This window comes from Mucilaginibacter ginsenosidivorans (genome assembly GCF_007971025.1).
In the GTDB taxonomy this organism is placed as follows: Bacteria; Bacteroidota; Bacteroidia; order Sphingobacteriales; family Sphingobacteriaceae; genus Mucilaginibacter; species Mucilaginibacter ginsenosidivorans.
This window is the reverse complement of sequence record NZ_CP042436.1, coordinates 4887351-4906151: the sequence shown is the minus strand read 5'-3', so window position 1 is coordinate 4906151 and position 18801 is coordinate 4887351. Positions and strand designations below refer to the sequence as shown.

Annotated in this window: 18 protein-coding genes; 6 read left to right on the top strand and 12 right to left on the bottom strand. The window is 45.0% G+C overall.

Annotated features, from left to right (window positions below):
* Window positions 1–138: 138 nt before the first annotated feature.
* Complete coding sequence (gene mtgA / locus FRZ54_RS22375) at window positions 139–837, top strand: monofunctional biosynthetic peptidoglycan transglycosylase (protein WP_147034031.1); 699 nt, start codon at window positions 139–141, stop codon at window positions 835–837.
* Between the two features lie 631 nt (window positions 838–1468).
* Here mtgA and FRZ54_RS22370 read toward each other — a convergent pair.
* The gene (locus FRZ54_RS22370) at window positions 1469–2080 is read right to left on the bottom strand and encodes a YdeI/OmpD-associated family protein (protein WP_147034030.1); all 612 of its coding nucleotides are present in this window, start codon (window positions 2078–2080) and stop codon (window positions 1469–1471) included.
* Between the two features lie 72 nt (window positions 2081–2152).
* On the opposite strand from FRZ54_RS22370, the gene FRZ54_RS22365 reads away from it, so the two are divergent.
* The gene (locus FRZ54_RS22365) at window positions 2153–3430 is read left to right on the top strand and encodes a carboxypeptidase-like regulatory domain-containing protein (protein ID WP_147034029.1); all 1278 of its coding nucleotides are present in this window, start codon (window positions 2153–2155) and stop codon (window positions 3428–3430) included.
* Here FRZ54_RS22365 and FRZ54_RS22360 read toward each other — a convergent pair.
* The 4 genes from FRZ54_RS22360 to FRZ54_RS22345 all read right to left on the bottom strand — a co-directional run bounded on the left by FRZ54_RS22360 (window position 3427) and on the right by FRZ54_RS22345 (window position 6770).
* A complete protein-coding gene (locus tag FRZ54_RS22360) occupies window positions 3427–3717 on the bottom strand; it encodes a YciI family protein (protein ID WP_147034028.1) in 291 nt (96 codons plus the stop codon). The genes FRZ54_RS22365 and FRZ54_RS22360 overlap by 4 nt on opposite strands.
* Before the next feature lie 137 nt (window positions 3718–3854).
* Entirely contained in the window at window positions 3855–4286 is a 432-nt protein-coding gene (locus FRZ54_RS22355; protein WP_147034027.1) for a hypothetical protein, read from the bottom strand.
* Window positions 4287–4421: 135 nt separating this feature from the next.
* Entirely contained in the window at window positions 4422–5945 is a 1524-nt protein-coding gene (locus FRZ54_RS22350) for a S10 family peptidase (RefSeq protein WP_147034026.1), read from the bottom strand.
* A gap of 114 nt (window positions 5946–6059) precedes the next feature.
* Entirely contained in the window at window positions 6060–6770 is a 711-nt protein-coding gene (locus FRZ54_RS22345) for an outer membrane beta-barrel protein (RefSeq protein WP_147034025.1), read from the bottom strand.
* A 209-nt stretch (window positions 6771–6979) separates the two neighbouring features.
* Between FRZ54_RS22345 and FRZ54_RS22340 the strand changes: the two genes are divergently transcribed.
* On the top strand, window positions 6980–8209 hold the full coding sequence (locus tag FRZ54_RS22340; RefSeq protein ID WP_147034024.1) for an NADP-dependent isocitrate dehydrogenase: 1230 nt from the start codon (window positions 6980–6982) through the stop codon (window positions 8207–8209).
* A 54-nt stretch (window positions 8210–8263) separates the two neighbouring features.
* Here the strand turns inward: FRZ54_RS22340 and FRZ54_RS22335 are convergent, their stop codons facing one another.
* Entirely contained in the window at window positions 8264–8797 is a 534-nt protein-coding gene (locus FRZ54_RS22335) for a DUF3267 domain-containing protein (RefSeq protein ID WP_147034023.1), read from the bottom strand.
* Between the two features lie 9 nt (window positions 8798–8806).
* Window positions 8807–9835 carry a tetratricopeptide repeat protein gene (locus FRZ54_RS22330; RefSeq protein WP_147034022.1) on the bottom strand — a complete coding sequence of 343 codons (1029 nt, stop codon included), beginning with the start codon at window positions 9833–9835 and terminating at the stop codon, window positions 8807–8809.
* Window positions 9836–9947: 112 nt separating this feature from the next.
* On the opposite strand from FRZ54_RS22330, the gene FRZ54_RS22325 reads away from it, so the two are divergent.
* Window positions 9948–10928, top strand: a complete 981-nt coding sequence (locus FRZ54_RS22325) for a type I phosphomannose isomerase catalytic subunit (RefSeq protein WP_147034021.1) — start codon at window positions 9948–9950, stop codon at window positions 10926–10928.
* An 82-nt stretch (window positions 10929–11010) separates the two neighbouring features.
* Here FRZ54_RS22325 and FRZ54_RS22320 read toward each other — a convergent pair whose 3' ends face one another.
* The 5 genes from FRZ54_RS22320 to FRZ54_RS22300 all read right to left on the bottom strand — a co-directional run bounded on the left by FRZ54_RS22320 (window position 11011) and on the right by FRZ54_RS22300 (window position 16478).
* Window positions 11011–12492 carry a PAS domain-containing sensor histidine kinase gene (locus tag FRZ54_RS22320; protein ID WP_147034020.1) on the bottom strand — a complete coding sequence of 494 codons (1482 nt, stop codon included), beginning with the start codon at window positions 12490–12492 and terminating at the stop codon, window positions 11011–11013.
* Window positions 12493–12850: 358 nt separating this feature from the next.
* On the bottom strand, window positions 12851–13312 hold the full coding sequence (locus FRZ54_RS22315) for a YciI family protein (RefSeq protein ID WP_147034019.1): 462 nt from the start codon (window positions 13310–13312) through the stop codon (window positions 12851–12853).
* 50 nt (window positions 13313–13362) lie between these two features.
* A complete protein-coding gene (locus tag FRZ54_RS22310) occupies window positions 13363–14019 on the bottom strand; it encodes a DNA alkylation repair protein (RefSeq protein ID WP_147034018.1) in 657 nt (218 codons plus the stop codon).
* 65 nt (window positions 14020–14084) lie between these two features.
* Window positions 14085–15209, bottom strand: coding sequence for a 4-hydroxyphenylpyruvate dioxygenase (gene hppD, locus FRZ54_RS22305; RefSeq protein ID WP_147034017.1), 1125 nt, complete (start codon window positions 15207–15209; stop codon window positions 14085–14087).
* Window positions 15210–15317: 108 nt separating this feature from the next.
* Entirely contained in the window at window positions 15318–16478 is a 1161-nt protein-coding gene (locus tag FRZ54_RS22300) for a homogentisate 1,2-dioxygenase (protein ID WP_147034016.1), read from the bottom strand.
* Window positions 16479–16912: 434 nt separating this feature from the next.
* Between FRZ54_RS22300 and FRZ54_RS22295 the strand changes: the two genes are divergently transcribed.
* Window positions 16913–17911 (top strand): fumarylacetoacetate hydrolase family protein, encoded by a 999-nt coding sequence (locus FRZ54_RS22295; protein WP_147034015.1) that lies wholly within the window; start codon window positions 16913–16915, stop codon window positions 17909–17911.
* Complete coding sequence (locus FRZ54_RS22290; protein WP_147034014.1) at window positions 17911–18801, top strand: flavin reductase family protein; 891 nt, start codon at window positions 17911–17913, stop codon at window positions 18799–18801. Before FRZ54_RS22295 ends, FRZ54_RS22290 begins: the two co-directional genes overlap by 1 nt.

Sequence of the window (18801 nt, the reverse complement as noted above, 5' to 3'; positions counted from 1 at the left end):
CCTCCTTCGTGCACTCCGTGGTAAAATTTGTAACCACAAAGGACGCAGAACTTTTCACGGAGGCGCTGAGATGTTCCATCTAAATAAATTTCGAAATTGAACCTCCTACATTCGGAATAATTCAGATATTTTCGCTTAATGAAATTTAAACCCGGCCTGCTGAAGCTTATCCTGAGAATACTCAAACTCACCATTATCCTTTTCTTCGGCATTTCTATTTTCTGGGTTATTCTTTACCGTTTTGTAAACCCTCCTGTTACCTGGCTGATGATTTCGCGCGGGTTCGAACGCAAAGCCGACGGCAAGGACTGGAAGATCGATAAAAAATGGATAGACTTTGACAGTATTGCCGACCCGATGAAGCGAGCAGCCGTAGCGGCCGAGGACCAAAAGTTCCTGGACCATTTCGGGTTCGATTTTAAGGCGATGGAACGCGCCATCGATAAAAATGCGCATAGCCACAAGCTACAGGGCGGCAGTACCATATCGCAGCAAACAGCCAAAAACGTTTTCCTTTGGCAGGGCCGATCCTACGTACGCAAAGGCTTTGAGGCTTATTTTACCCTGCTGATAGAGATATTCTGGAGCAAAAAGCGCATTATGGAGGTGTACCTGAACGAGATTGAAATGGGCGATGGCATTTACGGTGTCGAAGCTGCCTCGCAAGCCTACTTCCACAAGTCGGCCGCCGACCTTAACCAGCACGAAGCCGCCGCTATAGCGTCCATCTGGCCCGACCCGCTCAAATGGTCGCCTACCAACCCCAGCGGTTATGTGCAGCACCGGCAGTATTTGATCAGGAAGAATATGCGGCGGTTGGGGCCGCTGGATTTTTGAAGTGGTCGGGAAGTCCCCTAAGTCCGTATAAGTCGAGAAGACTTTTCTAATATTTTTTTGTCTTGAAAATTAATATTCTTTAAATAATGCAATTAATAAGGGCACTAAGCCGAAATATTCGTAATCAATAACTGGCTTTCTTTTTGAATAAATACCGAACAATACCTCCAATAATATTTACAATAAAAGCAAGCTGGCCTATAATGAATATAATAATCACCGGCCTCCAAAACATTGTCTGTCTACTGTTGTTTTCCAGATAATCCTTGGGGGAATAAACTGTTATCTTAGTATGTGATAATATTACGATCCATACCTTTATTAGTAAGAAAACGAGAATAGTTGCCCCTACATGCAGCCAGGAAAGTCGTTTACTCAAAAGCATGTTATCTAACAATCTGTATAAAGTCCATACAATTAGCAATACCGCCACTAAAGCCCATATTTCATAATTTAGCGGAATGACGTAGTAGCCGTCATGCAAGATTATATCCGCCACTTCGCCAAACTGGAATAAAGAAACCATCAGCAATATCATAGCTATCAAAAAAAACCAATTACAGGGTCGTTTTAAAAATCCTTTAACACCGGTCAACATTAACACAATCATAAAATCAAGTAATCAGCAAACCTACCTTTGATACTTCCAATTCCTCGATTTCCCCTCGGCTATCCATTCCAGCGCCTGGTCTATGCGTTTCTGGCGGGTGGCTTCCGATTTGGCTTCGGCAAACCATTCCAGGTATTCGCGTTTTTTTGAAGGGCTGAATTTTTCGAAATTATCCATGGCCGCCAGATTATTCCGCAGCAGTTTATCAAAGTCGGCGGGCGTTTCCAGTTCAGCTTTGGGTACTGCTGGTTTCTTTGGTTCTTTAACGCCGCTCTCGTTCAGTTTGATCATCTGTTGCACAAAATCGATGATAGCCTCGTCCGATGGCAGGTCGTTCATGGTAACGATACGGCCAAAGCTGCCGGCGGCTGCTTCATCGTCGCTGCCCTGCAGTAACTGTTCCGGGTCATTTAACCGGGACGCCTTCCAGAAGCCGAATCCCAGGTGTTGCTTAAAAGCAGCCATCATACAAATAGGTCCCTTATAATCGAAAAAAGGCATGCCCCATTTTACGGTTTCGTTTATTAAAGGTGAGGCGCGGTGAACCACTTCCCTGATATGTATGAGTATTGGTTTCGCAAAATCGGCTGATTTGGCGATGTAGGCATCAACCCGTTCATTGTATTGTCCCATGTAATTGTTTGAAATGAAAATAAAATTAGCAATATTTGATCAAATACATCAATACCTGCCTCCTATTCTGTTATGAGAACCTTATTCTTCGTCTGCTTTATTTTTATTTCTACAATTGCCTGTGCACAGGTAAATATTTCCGGAAAAGTCATTAGTTCGGTGGGCAGCCTGCCTGTAGCCGGGGCGTCGGTCTACATCAATAACAGTTCGGTAGGCACCACCACGAACGACAAGGGCGAGTTTACCTTAAAGGCCGACTATAGCGGCAGGATAGACCTTGTAGTGTCACATATATCTTTTAAAAAGAGGGTATTATTACTCCATACCGGGCAGCCGGAGGGTGTATTGATCATCGCCGTCGACCCCAAAAATGCCGTGCTAAATGAAGTAGTGATCACTGCCGACCCGTTGAAAGGCTGGCAGAAGTGGCGCAACCTTTTTACCGATCATTTTATAGGTACATCGGCGTTTGCAAAAAAATGTACCATCAAAAACCCCGAAGTGCTGGTTTTCCACTACAGTAAAGCGGACGGCGAACTGACCGTCACTTCGCGAAATACGCTGCTGGTCGAAAACCGGGCGCTGGGTTATTTATATAAGATCGACCTTAATACGTTTCATTATTCTTTCAAAACGCTGCTGGTTAGCACGGATATTACGGCGCTTTTTGAACCCCTAACTCCTGTCGATTCGGCCGAGCAGAATAAGTTTATCAGGAACCGCAAAATAGCCTACAGCGGCTCGAAGATGGATTTTATCCGGTCGGTGTATAAAAAGAACTATTCCCGCCGGGGCTTTACAGTTATTGCTATTCATTTAAAGAAGAATCCGGAAAAACTCAGGGTACAGCATCTTGAGTCGGACGCCCTTGCAAAGGCTTACCAGGAGAACCGCAGCCCAAATACAGTTACGCTGGCATCCATGGCCAACGGAAATCGTGACAGTGTATTTTATTATGAAGCAAAACTTGGCGAACCGGATTACGTGATCAGGGACACCACATCCGTATCGTTGCGGGATAGCCTTACACTCGACCTGCAAACCCAGAACGCCCGCCTGCACATGCACGATACAGTGATGATACAATATGCCGAAAATCACGGGGTGAAACAGGTGCACTTCCAGCTGCCCGTTAAAAACGTTGGCTTTAATGTGACGGAAAAACAGGTTTACTTCCGCCGGAAAGAGCCGCGTAATATGCAGTATTCGCTGATGATACTTACCCCAAAAAAAGAGTTGGTGATATACCCCAACGGAGGGTACAACGAAGGCGAAATATTTACCGACGGCTATATGGCCAATGGAAAAGTGTCGTACCTGTTACCCTGGGATTATAAGATTAGTAACTAGCTACCCAGCAAGCCATCTAAAGCGGGGTTATGGCGGGCATGCAGGAACTCAGTAATGGTCATTTCAGCCACTTTATGCTGGTAAAAAGGGTCCTCGGTAATGATCTTTTCAACCTCCTCCTTCGATCCGGCATTTGCGATAAGGATGCCGCCCGTGCGCGGCACTTTACGACCGGTGACAATAAAAGTATTATTTCCGATGTATTTTTGCAAATAGGCGGTATGGCCCTCGATATGCTTATCTACTTCTTCAAGCGGGGCGGTGTAATGGATGTCGATAATAAACATAGTGGTAGATATTAGTTAATAATGTTAATCTATGTCATTTCCTTTAGATTACCTTCAACAAGAATAAACGATATGCACTTTGTCTAAGGTTTCTCTCCGCTATTCAGCAAATCGAAATGACATTTGGTTTGGAATTTTTAGGGATGTTTTGGCCTGTCATTTTTTGGGTAACCTTCCTCATCGAGGTCGGGGCGGCTATCCTCCGGCGTTCGGGAGATGATCTCATCTATAGGGTCCAGCCTAACGATCTTTCCTTTGTCGATATGCATAGCAAGATCGTCCACATCGGTTTCCAGCGATTCGTTTGGAATATATTCGTCAACAGCATCAAAAGGATTCGCCTCGTCGTAGGTCGAATCCATATCAGCGCCGTTCTTAACCGAAGTGTTATACGGATCGGGGTGCTGATAGTCCGGGTCGTCACTTTCAACGTCGTATTCGAAGCTGTCGTCGTCAGCGTTGTATGAAAGATCTTCAGTCTCAGATTCTTCGCTTAAACTGTCTTTCAAATATTTGTCCCTGTCGTCATCATCGTTATCGAAGCGGGAATGCGGTCTTTTGGCGCTCATGATCTATGGTTTTAAATAGTAAACATTAGCCGTATAATTTAGTTTGTGCTGCAGGAGTGGCACAAGCATAAAATTACGCAAATAATATATTTACCCGCTTTTTTTAAAGGCAATAAAAACCATTAGTGACGAATATCAATATTTTGCCGGCTGACCTGCTTTCGGTATCGCGCCTAAAATAAATTTCCGCAAATTCTCTGTCGCCGTTGCCAGGTCCTCTTTACGCAGGTACATCATGTGCCCGCTTTTGTAACCTTCCCATTTCAGGCGGTCTTTCAGTCGCCCGCTCGGATCGAGCTGCCACATGCTGTATTTGGCATTGAAATAATCGCAGGCGCCGTCAAAGTATCCCGATTGCACCAATAAGTGCAAATAGGGGTTTTGAGCGATGGCCTGGCGCAGGTTTTCGCCGGTGTGGTCGTTCTTATTATCCCATGGCCATACATTGCCGAACATGTTGTATTTCAGGTCGGTTTTATAATTCAGGTCGTTGCGTAGGTAAATGTTGATAGCGGGGGTAAACTCATGCAGCCAGGCGGTGAGCTCGGCGTTATAATCCGGGCCGTCACCAGCTGTCTTACTGTCGATACCCCTGTAGCGTGAGTCGAGCCTGCCTACGGTAAAGCCCTGGTCGCGCAGCAGTTCCTTCCAGAACAAGTTATAGGATATAACCAGGTTGTTATCCATGATCACTTTTTCGGACAGGCCGCTGTAGCGTGATATTTTAGCGGCGATAGCTTTTTTCTGATCATCGTCCAGCGATCCGCCTTTGGATAAGGCCGGTAAAAGCTCATTAACGGTAAAGCTTTCAACTTCGGGCAGCATAGCTGTAAGGTCTTTTTGCTGCAGGTCGGCGGGTAGTTTTTTATGATACCACGCTGTTGCCGAGAAATAGGGCAGGCTGAGCGCTTCCTGCACCGGACCGCTGCGCTCGATACCCAGGTCGGTGGGTGATACCAGGATGACGCCGTTCAGGTACATCCATTCGGCATCCTGCAATTGAAGCGCCAGACCCGAAACGCGCGTGGTGCCATAGCTTTCCCCGATCAGGAATTTGGGAGATGCCCACCTGTTCTCGCGGGTTACGAATGTGTTTATCCACTCCGCCAGGTATTTGATATCCTCGTTCACACCAAAGAAGTTGGATTTTGGAATATCCGCACTAACCGGGCGGGAGTAGCCTGTATTAACCGGGTCGACATACACAATGTCAGCTACATCAAGAATAGAATTCGGGTTCTCTTTAAAGCCATATGGCTGTACAGGGTAACCTTCGTCGTCGGTATTGAGCAGTCGCGGGCCGGTGTAGCCCAGTTCCATCCAGACCGAGGGAGTGCCAGGGCCGCCATTGAACGATATAACCAGTGGGCGCGATGCCCTGTCCTGCACATCGTCGCGTTCGTAGTAAGTATAGAAAACGCCCGCTGTTGGCCTGCCGTCTTCTTCCCAAACCGGCATCATGCCGGCAGTGGCGGTATAGGGAATGGTTTTACCTTTGATGGTAACGGTATGTTTGGTAACTACGGCCGTATCGACGTGCACTATACGCCCTGGCGATATTTTTTGTGTGTTCTTTGGAGGCGCCGGAGCCGGTGTTTGCGCTTTAACGGTTAAGGCAAGCAGGCTGATGCCGATGAAGGTGAGTAAAGTTTTTCTCATTATCTTGGGTTTACAGTAAATCAGCGTAAATATAACCGGGCAGCAAATGAAATTACAACAATTGCTTGCTTAATTTGGCAAGAAGGGTGTTTATAGCCTATTTTTTACAAAGGTTTAGTATTGGATATCCTTGCGGTAGGAAGTTACGCCGCCAATGGAAAACTTGACCCCTATGGTAAATTGTCCGTAAGCGTCGTTATGGGCGCCGGCTTTAAAACCGTCGAAGTTATCGCCAAAAATGAAGTTGTATTGGTAACCAACGTCGACCTTGAAATCGGGGCGCTTGTATTTATTGTAAATTTTTAGTTCGTAGCCAATACGGGCGGGAAAAAATAACTGGTTAGCTTTATTTTCGCCGGGGGTATAAAATCCGGGTAGCTGAAGTGAGTACCGGTTGATCTCTTTTATATTGCTATAGATGATGCCTATACCGCCCCCGACATATAAATTCTTAAAAGCGTTAAGCACCTTGCTTTGCGAATAGTCTATCAGCTCGCCGGCCTGTAACTGTATCCTAAAGGCATAAGATGTATAATCGGCAGAGAATTGCCTGCCTAACAGATCTTTTGTCGAATCGCCACCCATCACCTTACCAACCTGGATCTCCAGGATATAGTTGATAAAGGCACTTTGGTTATAATCAAAGTTCAGGTTAAACGAATTGCTTGATTGTGATGTCACTACATCGCCATAATAGGAATTAAAACCTACTGATGCGCCGACGTCGTATTGTGAATAATCGTATCCTACCTGCGCTTTTGATGCCAAAGCTGTGAAGCAGGTGAGCAAGGTCAAAAGCGTAATTCTTAGTATAAATTTTGTCATAATTTACTATCAGGTATTACAAGTAGGATCAGATACTGCTATTCTTGTGCCACAATTTTATAAAAATAACTTCATTCTTCAATAAAACAATACTAAAACGTACGAATTAATTAGTTAAGTATCGATAATTTCAATATGGTATTTAGTACAATAGCTATTGTCAATTTTATATATTTGAGACCTTTTACGAAAAAAAACGAATACCTGTTATGTCAAAAATCAAAGTAGCAAATCCCGTAGTTGAACTGGATGGGGATGAAATGACCCGCATTATATGGAAATTTATAAAGGATAAGCTGATCACTCCTTATCTCGACCTCGATATCAAGTATTACGACCTTGGCATTGAATACCGCGATGAGACCAATGACCAGGTTACTATCGATGCAGCCAACGCCATCAAACAATACGGCGTAGGCATCAAATGCGCCACCATTACGCCTGACGAGGCCCGTGTGGAAGAGTTTGGTTTAAAACAAATGTGGAAATCGCCAAACGGCACTATCCGTAATATACTGGATGGTACGGTTTTTCGCGAGCCTATCGTGATGTCGAACGTGCCGCGCCTGGTGCCAAACTGGACCGCACCGATATGCATTGGCCGTCACGCGTTTGGCGACCAGTACCGGGCTACCGACTTTTTGACCAAAGGTAAAGGTAAACTGACCATCACCTTTACTCCCGAAGACGGCGGCGAACCACAATCATACGAAGTGTTCAACTTTAAGGGCGATGGTGTTGCCCTGGCCATGTACAATACCGACGAATCGATAAAAGGCTTTGCCCGCGCGTGCTTTAACCAGGCATTGCTGAAAAAATGGCCCTTGTATCTTTCAACAAAAAATACCATCCTGAAAAAATATGACGGCCGTTTTAAGGACATTTTCCAGGAGATATATGAGAACGAATTCAAACTGGAATTTGAAGCTAACCAGCTGACTTATGAGCACCGCCTGATAGACGATATGGTGGCTTCGGCCCTGAAATGGCATGGCAACTTTGTTTGGGCTTGCAAGAATTATGACGGCGACGTACAGTCGGACACCGTGGCACAGGGCTTTGGATCGTTAGGGTTGATGACATCCACCCTGGTTACACCCGACGGTAAAACCATGGAGGCTGAAGCGGCGCATGGTACCGTTACCCGCCACTACCGCGACCACCAGGCTGGCAAGCCAACATCAACCAACCCTATTGCATCTATTTTTGCATGGACAAGAGGTTTGGAGTTCCGCGGCATGCTGGACGATAACAAAGAGTTAATAAAGTTCTGCAAAACACTGGAAGAGGTTTGTATCGAAACCGTTGAAAGCGGCAAAATGACCAAAGACCTGGCTATCACCATTAAACCAAAAGTTGAGCACGGCACAGACTACCTGTATACCGAAGAATTTTTGGAAGCGATAGATGAGAATTTGAAGAAGAAGTTAGGTAAATAAATGGCCATGTATGTCCGGATATAATAAAAAATGCCCGCATTATGCGGGCATTTTTTATGCAAAAAGTTTTACGATCAGATTAGGAAGGCCAACGGCAACAGCACCTCCGTATATCAGGTCGAGCCAAAAGAAACTACCAAGAGATCCCACATAGATCAGGCCGATAACAGGGTACCCTACAATCTTTACCCAAACAGGTGTTTCCGGCTCTTTCAGGTCATTTAGTATCGATTTGGCATCGCCGGTGCTTGGAAAAGCGTGCATGGCGATAGATACTCCAAGATAGATAAGAAGATAATCCAGCGGGTTAGCATTGTTGAATACAAAAACCGGCATGGCTGCCGGGAATGCAATGAGCGCACCCAAGATTGTGTTGACAAAGAATGGTCCCACGCTTATCATCATCGAATGCCACTTGTTTGATATGATCTCGTGCTGAACATATCCGGCCGGATTTCCGGCCCTGAAATATACCACCCGAAAAACCGGTATTTTAAACCATCTGCAAAATAGCTGGTGTGCAAGCTCGTGTACAATTACGCCTGGAAACGTAGCTATAGTGATCAATATGCCTGGTACGAAAAACATAATTTTTGATTATTGGTATTTTATTTTTCCTGAAAATATATCCTTCGCGTACTTCATGTACGAATTTGAAGCACTGTCCTTTTCCGCTTGTTTAATAAGTTGGTCGCGTTTCTTATAGTCCTTGTTGAAGTGATAAGCAATCGCAAGTGTTGTAACGTTATATGGGTCGTCTTTGCTAAGATCATCGACCTGTTTTGCAAGTTTAAGTCCTTCCGCATTCTTCCCTGATTTTATAAAAGTACGTGCTTTGGCCGACATGGCATATGTGGATTGATGATTGATAGCCAGCAGCTTGTCGCAATAATAAAATGAAGAATCAAATTGACTCAGCTCTCTTTTCACCATACATTTCATACAGATAGCAGGCATAAAATTTGGATCGATGGCCAATATTTTGGACACGGCTGTATCTGTCTTTCCATATTGCTCTTTGTCTGAATAGGAAGAAGCTAATAGATACATCGCATAGGTGTCGCCGGGACTCTTGTCAACATATCGTTCAAGAGCGCTGTCGGGAATAACGGATTTCTTATACGCGCTGAAGGCGGTATCAAACGACGCCGAAGGATAATAAGATTTAACGTTTTCCAAAAGATCATTTACCTTACCCAAAAGCGCCGTATCTTCAAAGGTCCGATTTTGTATCTTTTTTAGTACCGAATCCATACTAGCGTATTCCAGGTTATAGAAATCGGCAATAGCCAAATGTGATAATATGCCGATAGAATTGGGTACGGTCTTTTCGGCCTTTTCAAGTTCGTGTTTTTCTGTCAGATAGTTTTTGTTTTCTTCTGCATGCTCAGCGCGCTTTAATGCGAGCGCGGCACCGAAATCTCCTCCCGACCAGAAAAGCGACATTAACGATAATACGGCAATAGCTGCACCAAATAACTTTACCCAAACAGGAATAGGGAATTTAATTAATTTATCGCGGCATTCAGCGCAGAGTTTATTCGGATACCCTTCTAATATTTCAGGGTTTCCGCAGGCAATGCAAGCAGGCTTTTCGTCAGGTTCAAGGTTCAGGTCGGTATCCACTACAATTATGATTAGGTAGCCTAAAATATAAAATTTTGAGCAAACAATTCAACGAAACTTAAATTTTTCATTGAATATTTAACTTTTATCTTAGCGGTCAAATTAAAGAAACATGTCACCACTCTATCCTTTAAAATTCAAAACCATTTACAAAGACAAAATATGGGGAGGTCAGAAGATAAAAACTTACCTGCATAAAGACTTTGGCGGCCTGCCCAATTGCGGTGAAACCTGGGAGATATCGGGCGTTAAATCAGATGTTTCTGTAGTGGCAAATGGGGCGCTGGAGGGCGAGTCGCTGGCCGATCTGCTGGAAAAATATAAGGGTCAGCTGGTAGGCAAAAAGGTGTACGATCATTTTGGAAATATATTCCCGCTGCTGGTGAAGTTTATCGATGCCAATGATGATCTTTCGATACAGGTGCACCCGGATGATGAATTGGCTAAAAAACGACATAATTCGTTCGGCAAGACCGAAATGTGGTATGTGATCGAGGCTGATCCCGGTTCGACGCTGATATCGGGCTTTAATCAGCAGGTGAGTGAGGAAATATATGTTGATAAATTGAATAGCGGCCACATTATGGATATCCTGAACCGTGAGGATGTAGCAGCGGGCGATGTTTTCTTTTTGCCTGCCGGCAGGGTGCATACCATAGGCAAGGGTTTGCTGATAGCCGAGATACAACAAACATCAGACATCACCTACCGTATTTATGACTTTGACAGGGTAGATGATAAAGGCAACAAGCGCGAATTGCATACTGAAGAAGCATTGGCCGCCATTGATTATAATTTTTATCCGGATTATAAAACCAAATACCAGCCAGAAAAAAATGAGACTGTTCCCCTGGTAAAGTGCCCTTACTTCACTACCAATATTCTTGATTTTACAGAAAGCACGACGAAGGACTACACGGGCCTCGATTCATTTGTTATTCACGTTTGCGTTGAAGGCAATTATGTGATAGAGTGCCAGGGTAAGCAACATCCGGTAAAAATGGGAGAGTGCATTTTGCTGCCAAAAACCATTGATCGGGTAAACCTGATAACCGTGAACGGATTTAAGATATTGGAGAGTTATATTGAATAAAGATGTGATGGTGATTAGTTAACTAGTGACTTGTTTTTACTTATCATCCTAACCACGAATCACCAGTTAACTTATCACTAACTCAAACCAACTTCACAGTAAATTTCGTGCCTTCGTTAACGGTGCTGTCAATGTCGATGGTACCGCCCAGTGCTTCAACCTGGTTGCGGGTCATGAACAGGCCGATGCCCTTTGCATCGGGGTTGTGGTGGAAGGTTTTATACATGCCAAATACCGAGTCGCCGTATTTGTCAAGATCGATACCCAGGCCATTATCTTCAAAATATAAATAGATATGGTGCCTGATCTTAGCCGACCGGACCTTAATAAGCGGCTTGCGGTCGGGGTGGCGGTATTTGATCGAATTGGTGATCATATTCTGGAAGATACTTTCCAGGTAAGCAGGAATATAAAATACCTCGTCAACCTCGCTGAAATCATATTCTACTTTTGCGCCTGACGATCTGATATTACTTTGAAGTACTGAAAGCACTGATTTCAGCGAGTCTTCAAGGTTTAGCATCTTTCTTTCCTTGCCTATTTCGGCCTGTATCTTTACTATCTCGCTCAGGTGCTCGATCGTAGTATTTAAGCTGCCGCTGATAGATTTGATATGGGAGAATATCTCCTTACGGTCGTCCTCGGTTTCGGTTTGATCGAACAGGTCGACCATAAACTGTAAATTGCCGGTATGCGAGCGCAGGTTATGCGACACGATGTAGGCAAAATTTTGCAGGCGCTTATTTTGATCGCTCAATAAATTAACAGCGTCCTGAACTTCCAGCTCTTTCTTTTTGATATAGTCGATATTCTGGAAAATGCTGCGTACTGTTATACATTTGCCATAATCGTCGATAACTGCAATACCCTTTGCACGCAGCCAGATGAGGTTATTGCGCGCCGTACGGAATTGCAGTTCCAGGTCAAACGGGCGGGAATATTTTATAATATTATCGATGGCCCGGGCCATTATTTGCCGGTGATCGGGCTCGAAAAAGCTGATGGCCTCTTCGATACTTAACTTTACGCTTTCCTGCAGCTCATAAATTTCATAAGTCTCGCGGGAAAGGGTAAGCGTCATGCTCCTTACGTCTATCTCCCAGCCGCCAACTTTTGCGATTTTGATGGTTTCCTTAAACAGGAAATCATTCCGGCCCGACTGCAGTTCGAGAAGTTTGTTCTCATGAATATCGGCGATGGAACCCGTTATTTTCGGTACCGAATTATCATCCCATCTTTTGGCGGTGCTTTTAAACCAGCGATAGCCCGACTGCTTGGTAAGGAGCCTTACCCTGATGGTTTCGGGTGCATCATTAAAGTGGCGATTAATTGATTTTAGAAAGGCCGGCTTGTCGTCGTAGTAGAGCAGGTTCTCAAAAAAGTAATCGTACGAAGGCGGTATCTCGCCAGGTTCATAGCCCAAAAGGACATAAAAACCCGGCGACCATTTTACTTCCCTGGTGCTGATGTTATATTCCCATAAACCCGTATTCAGATCATTGATGATATGGGTTATATGGAAGTCACCATCATAAGAAAATTTATCACCTTCCGTAATGCTCATCTTAGCTTTCTGACCACAGAAATTTTTTCAATGGTGGCTATCAATAGTCAATTAATTAGTGTTATACGTATTACAGGCCTTTCGGGGTGCAGTACGCGTATGTGCGATTGCAAATTCGGGACCAATAATTTTTTCGCCGAAATTTGCCGGTTTAAGTGTTCTTTACATTTACTTCATTCACAATCCATTGTTATACGTAAAATTGGCAATGCGGGTTATTGAAAGCAGCGGCTTGAAAGGGATAAAATATAGATTTATTGAGGATATGGGTAATATTTTTCCCATGATTATCAACTGTTTAACGTAACATTTAATGTTTGTATTTTGATTTAAAAAACAACCTAAAGATTTAAGAATATCAGTCTGCCACACTTTTTTTCTCTACTTTTTTGTGCAAATGGAATGCTTCGACTAAACCAACCGAACCATACCATGGATGCAGCTCCATTACCAGCGAACCCGCTTTGATGGCAGGATCGGTTTCGGTCAGAGCCTTGGCTTCTTCCACGGTACTTACATTAAAAATAAAGATCCCGCGTATGGGCTGATCATCCAAAAATGGTCCGGCTACAATTAGCTTACCCTCGTTAGCCAGGCGCATGATATTTTTAAGATGGGCCATTTGCAATTCATTGCGGGCTACCGAATCTTTTACACGGTTGGGCCCATCCTTCAGGAAAGCCATTACATACGTTTTCATACCGTAATCATCCGCGCCAAGTTTTTGGGCCAGTTGGGCATCATATTGCGGATTATTGGATTGCGCAAAACATGTGCCTGCTGCTATTAGCAACAGGACAATAAAAGTGTTCCTGATCATGGGGATAATCAATTAATTAAGACTTTAAAGATACGCTTTAGCCTTGAAAATCAGAAGCGTTTTTCAAGTTCCCTGAGCGCATCCGCAGCGATCCATTTGGCTGCTTTGCTGTCCTGAAGTGCTATCCGCAGAGCCGTAGCGATAGCCATTTGATGGAGTGTTTTGTTCCTTTTGCCGATCTGCCGCAAAGCCCAGTTAACGGCTTTTTTTACAAAATTCCGTTTGTCCCATGCTTCCCGTTCCATTACGGGAAAAAATTGGACGAACACTACATCGTCCGCTTTCTTATCATGTACCGCAAATTCAGCCATCAGCACAAAGCCGGCGCGTTTTACAAATTCGTTTTCAGATGCCGAGTATTCAAGCGCCTTCTCAACAGCAAAAGGAGTGCGGTCAAATAAATTTCCACAGGCCTGGTCGCATATATCCCATGAGTAAAATTCACCTGTCCATTTATCCATTTGTTCCCGCGTTACCTGTTTAGCGTCGCCGATCATCGAGGCTAGTATCCGGCATTCATGTATGCCTGTATCCCACAAGTCAATTGATAGTTGCTGATCTTTTTTGATTGTTTTGGCTAATTGGCGTAATTCGGGCACTTTTACACCTAATGCTTTCGAACTATCAATGCCAAAATGAGCCATGCCTTTGCGATAGGCCGGGTCAGATTTTTGTTTGAGGAGGTCGATTACATCGTCAGTATCCATCCCGCTAATTTAAAGCAAAAAGCCCCGATTCGCCGGGGCTCCTAAACTCATATCTCAAATCTACCTTACAAATTCCCTCTCAACTCCTGCTCATGCTCGATCGCTTCAAACAAGGCCTTGAAGTTCCCGGCACCAAAGGAACGTGCTCCCTTGCGCTGGATGATCTCGAAGAATACGGTCGGCCTGTCTTCGAGCGGCTTGGTAAATATTTGCAGCAGATATCCTTCGTCATCACGGTCGACCAGGATGCCCAATTCCTTTAAAGGCGCAAGGTCCTCATCGATACGCCCGACGCGGCTTAATAAGTCGTCGTAATAAGTGGTTGGTACATGGAGGAACTCCACACCGCGGTTTTTCAATTCGGTTACCGTCTCAACAATATGGTCGGTAGCCAGCGCTAAATGCTGCACGCCTTCGCCTTCGTAAAACTCCAGGTATTCCTCAATTTGCGATTTCTTTTTGCCCTCGGCCGGTTCGTTGATCGGAAACTTCACATAGCCGTTGCCATTACTCATCACCTTGCTCATCAGGGCCGAATACTCGGTCGAGATCATTTTATCATCGAAAGTGAGGATGTTTTTAAAGCCCATCACATCTTCATAAAAATTCACCCATTCGTTCATTTTATGCCAGCCCACGTTGCCTACACAATGGTCCACATACTTAAGGCCTGTTTCTGACGGGTTGTATTCTGTTTTCCATTCCTCGTATCCGGGTAGGAAGATACCATTGTAGTGTTTGCGCTCGACGAATAAGTGCACCGTTTCTCCATAAAGCTTAATGCCGCTTGTTTTTACCTCACCGTTTTCATCTGTAAGGGTTTGAGGTTGCTGAAATGTTTCAGCACCGCGACTGGTAGTTTGCTCAAACGCATCATAAGCGTCATCAACCCAAAGGGCCAATACTTTTACCCCGTCGCCATGCTTTTTGATGTGCTCTGCGATAGGATGGTCAGAATGTAAAGGCGTAGTCAACACCAGGCGTATCTTATCCTGTTTCAAAACGTATGACGCCCGGTCGCGCACGCCGGTCTCGGGCCCTGCATAAGCCAGGCTCTGAAAGCCGAAGGCCGTTTTATAAAAGTGAGCAGCCTGCTTGGCATTGCCCACATAAAATTCAACATGATCCGTGCCTTTCAAAGGCAGGAAATCGGTTGACGTTGGTTTTCTATCTAAAGTTTGTGTTTGCATTTTTGTTGTTTTGGCCTCAACCCGGCCCTCTCCAAGGAGAGGGAGTGGTTGGCGTTGCTAATTTTATTTTATTAAAGTCCTCTCCTTTGGAGAGGATTTAGGTGAGGCTTATTCACTCGCCCAGCTTTTATAATAATTCGGATCCTCAATTTTTATGGCGTCCTCGGTAAGCATAAGGGGTTTGAACGGGTCTATCATCACGGCCAGTTCTTCTGTCGATTCTTTGCCGATGGATTTTTCTACCGTGCCGGGGTGCGGGCCGTGCGGTATGCCACCCGGGTGAAGGGTTATCTGGCCTTTAACCACGCTTTTGCGGCTCATAAAGTCGCCATCTACGTAATAAAGCACCTCGTCGCTATCCACATTGCTGTGGTTGTATGGCGCCGGGATAGAAAGCGGGTGATAATCGTACTTACGGGGCACGAAAGAGCAAATGACAAAATTATGCCCTTCGAAGGTTTGATGCACAGGTGGCGGCTGATGCAGACGGCCTGTTATCGGTTCAAAATTGTGTATCGAAAAACCGTATGGATAGTGGAAACCATCCCAGCCTACAAAATCGAAAGGATGCGTGCCGTAAATATACGGATAGATCAGGCCCTGTTTTTTTATCAGGATCTTGAAGTCGCCTTTTTCGTCGTGCGTTTCCAGGTTTTCCGGTAATTTCAGGTCGCGTTCGCAATAGGGCGAATGCTCCATTAACTGGCCATATTGGTTCAAATACCTTTTTGGTGAACGTATCGGGCTGAAGCTTTCAACAATAAAAAGGCGGTTATCCTCGCTGTTAAATTCCAACTGGTAAATGGTACCGCGCGGAACTATCAGGTAATCGCCATATTCAAACTTGATATTGCCGAAACCGCTTTTTAGCGTACCCGAACCAACGTGCACAAATATTACCTCATCGGCCTGGCTGTTCTTGTAGAAATATTCCGTCATGGATTTACGCGGAGCGGCCAGCGAAATATGCAAATCGCTGTTTACAAGTACAGGTTTGCGGCTTTTCAGGTAATCGTCCTCTGGCTGAATATTAAAGCCGATGAGGCTGGTATGCTTCAAGTGCTTTTCCCGGGCTATTTTGGGCTCGACCGAATACGGTTCACCCAAAGTTTTGACGATAGTAGGGGGGTAGGCATGGTACACCAGCGAATACAGGCTCGAAAAGCCTTCGGTTGATACCAGTTCCTCGGCATATAAAGTGCCGTCGGGCTTACGGAATTGTGTATGCCGCTTCGGTGGGATCTGTCCTGATTTATGATAAACGGGCATGTCGGTTATATATTGGTTTAATATAAAACGTTTAAGAAGTTGTAAAAGTTTAAAAGGTTTGCAGAGGGTAGCGGTAGTCGAGGTCTAAAATATCAGTTTAAATTTAACCAATTCGAACAGTAAAACTACTATGATTTTTATTAACCTTTCAACAGCAAATTAGTATTGCGCGAGGACGATCTTTGCCAGCACAGCATCCCTGAAGGAAGAGGCATCGCTCATGGAAGTGAGCCCAAGGGAGAACAGAAAATGGCATTGTATGCTAAGCATGGTATGCAAAATTAAGCAATAATTTATTTATTATGCAAGGTTGGTTGACTGGTTGATCAAGTTAAGTGGTTGAATGAGTTTTTGAACTCAACTTATTCAACCTATTCAACTCAGTCCAACTAATCAACTAAAACCATTAGCTTTGACGCACCAACTAACCCATTATGAAACTTGTATCCTACAAAACGGAAGACCGTGAGCACCTGGGCATATATGTGAACGGCCATATTTATAATCTCAACTCGTGCCATAAACTGCTGCCCGATAATATGAATGATTTTTTGTGGGGTGGCGATGAACTGATGGACCGCGCCCGGAAAGTGAACGATGATATCGCTTCGGGCAAGCTGGAAGCTAAGGAGGAGTTATTTTTCGAACTGCTAGCGCCCGTGCCGCATCCGACATCGTGCCGTGATGGGTATGCGTTTCGCCAGCATGTGGCGGCTGCCAGGCGTAACCGGAAAGCCGAAATGATACCGCAGTTTGATCAATACCCGATATTCTACTTCACCAATCATAACGCGATACAGGGTATAGGGGAGATAGAATGCATGCCCGACCATTTCGAAAAATTGGATTTCGAGCTGGAAGTTGCTGTTGCACTAAACAAAAAAGGTCGCAATATTAAAGCGGCTCACGCTGATAGTTACATAGCAGGTTACATGATCATGAATGATATGAGCGCCCGCACGCTACAAATGGAGGAGATGTTGCTGAACCTTGGTCCGGCAAAGGGGAAGGATTTTTCGACCGTTATTGGCCCCTGGCTGGTAACGCCGGATGAACTGGAAAAATATAAAGTTGCGCCCAAGCCAGGTCATACAGGGAACGCCTATAATTTAACGATGAAATGCCACGTGAACGGCAAGGAAGTATCCGCCGGCAACATGGCCGATATGGACTGGACCTTCGCCGAGATCATCGAACGTTGTGCTTACGGCTGCGATGTTTTACCGGGCGATGTTATCGGTTCGGGCACAGTAGGTACAGGCTGCTTTCTCGAACTGAACGGAACAGGTTTGCTAAATGATCCTGATTATCAAACCCAATGGCTACAGCCGGGTGATCTGGTGGAGATGGAAGTAACAGGGTTGGGTGTTTTGAGTAATGTAATAAAAAAAGCAGATAGCGATTTTTCGATTTTGGCTTTGAAGAAGTTGTAATGTTGACGTTAAAAACATCAGATTTATCCCCCGTCGATCTGCAAAACTACCTGCAATACGCTATTGCACCCCGACCGATATGCTTCGCCTCGACAGTAGATAAAGATGGCAATGTGAATCTTAGCCCCTTTAGCTTTTTCAACATGTTCAGCACCAAGCCGCCGGTTTGCGTGTTTTCGCCATCGCGCAGGGTGAGGGATGCCACAACCAAGCATACGCATGAGAATATATTGGAGGTGCCGGAATGCGTGATCAATATCGTCACCTACGATATGGTGCAGCAAACATCGCTGGCAAGTGTGGAATATCCGAAAGGGGTGAACGAATTTGTTAAGTGCGGCCTCACACCCATAGCTTCCAAACTGGTGAAACCACCGCGTGTAGCTGAGTCACCGGTGCAGTTTGAGTGTGTGATAAACCAGGTTATTCCTTTAGGTGAAGGCGCCGGCGCAGGTAATTTGATCCTGGCCGAGATCAAATTGATGCATATAAGCGAATCCATTTTAGATCCTGACGGAAAAATCGATCAGCAAAAACTCGACCTGGTTGCGCGCCTCGGCGGCGATTGGTACGCCCGTATAAACCGCGACAACCTTTTCAAGGTTGCCAAGCCTGTGCGTACTATCGGCATAGGTGTCGACTCGATCCCTTATGCCATCCGCAATTCAAAGATACTGACAGGGAATAACCTGGGGCAATTGGGAAATGTGGAATCGCTGCCAACGGACCAGCAGATAGATGATTACGCGCAGGCGGCCGAAATAAAAGAGATATTGGATGCCACCATTGGCGACGGCCAAACCCGCGAAACGCAACTACATTTGAAAGCCAAACAACTGCTTGATGAAGGCAAGGTAGAAGAGGCGTGGAAGACATTGTTAATATCGTAG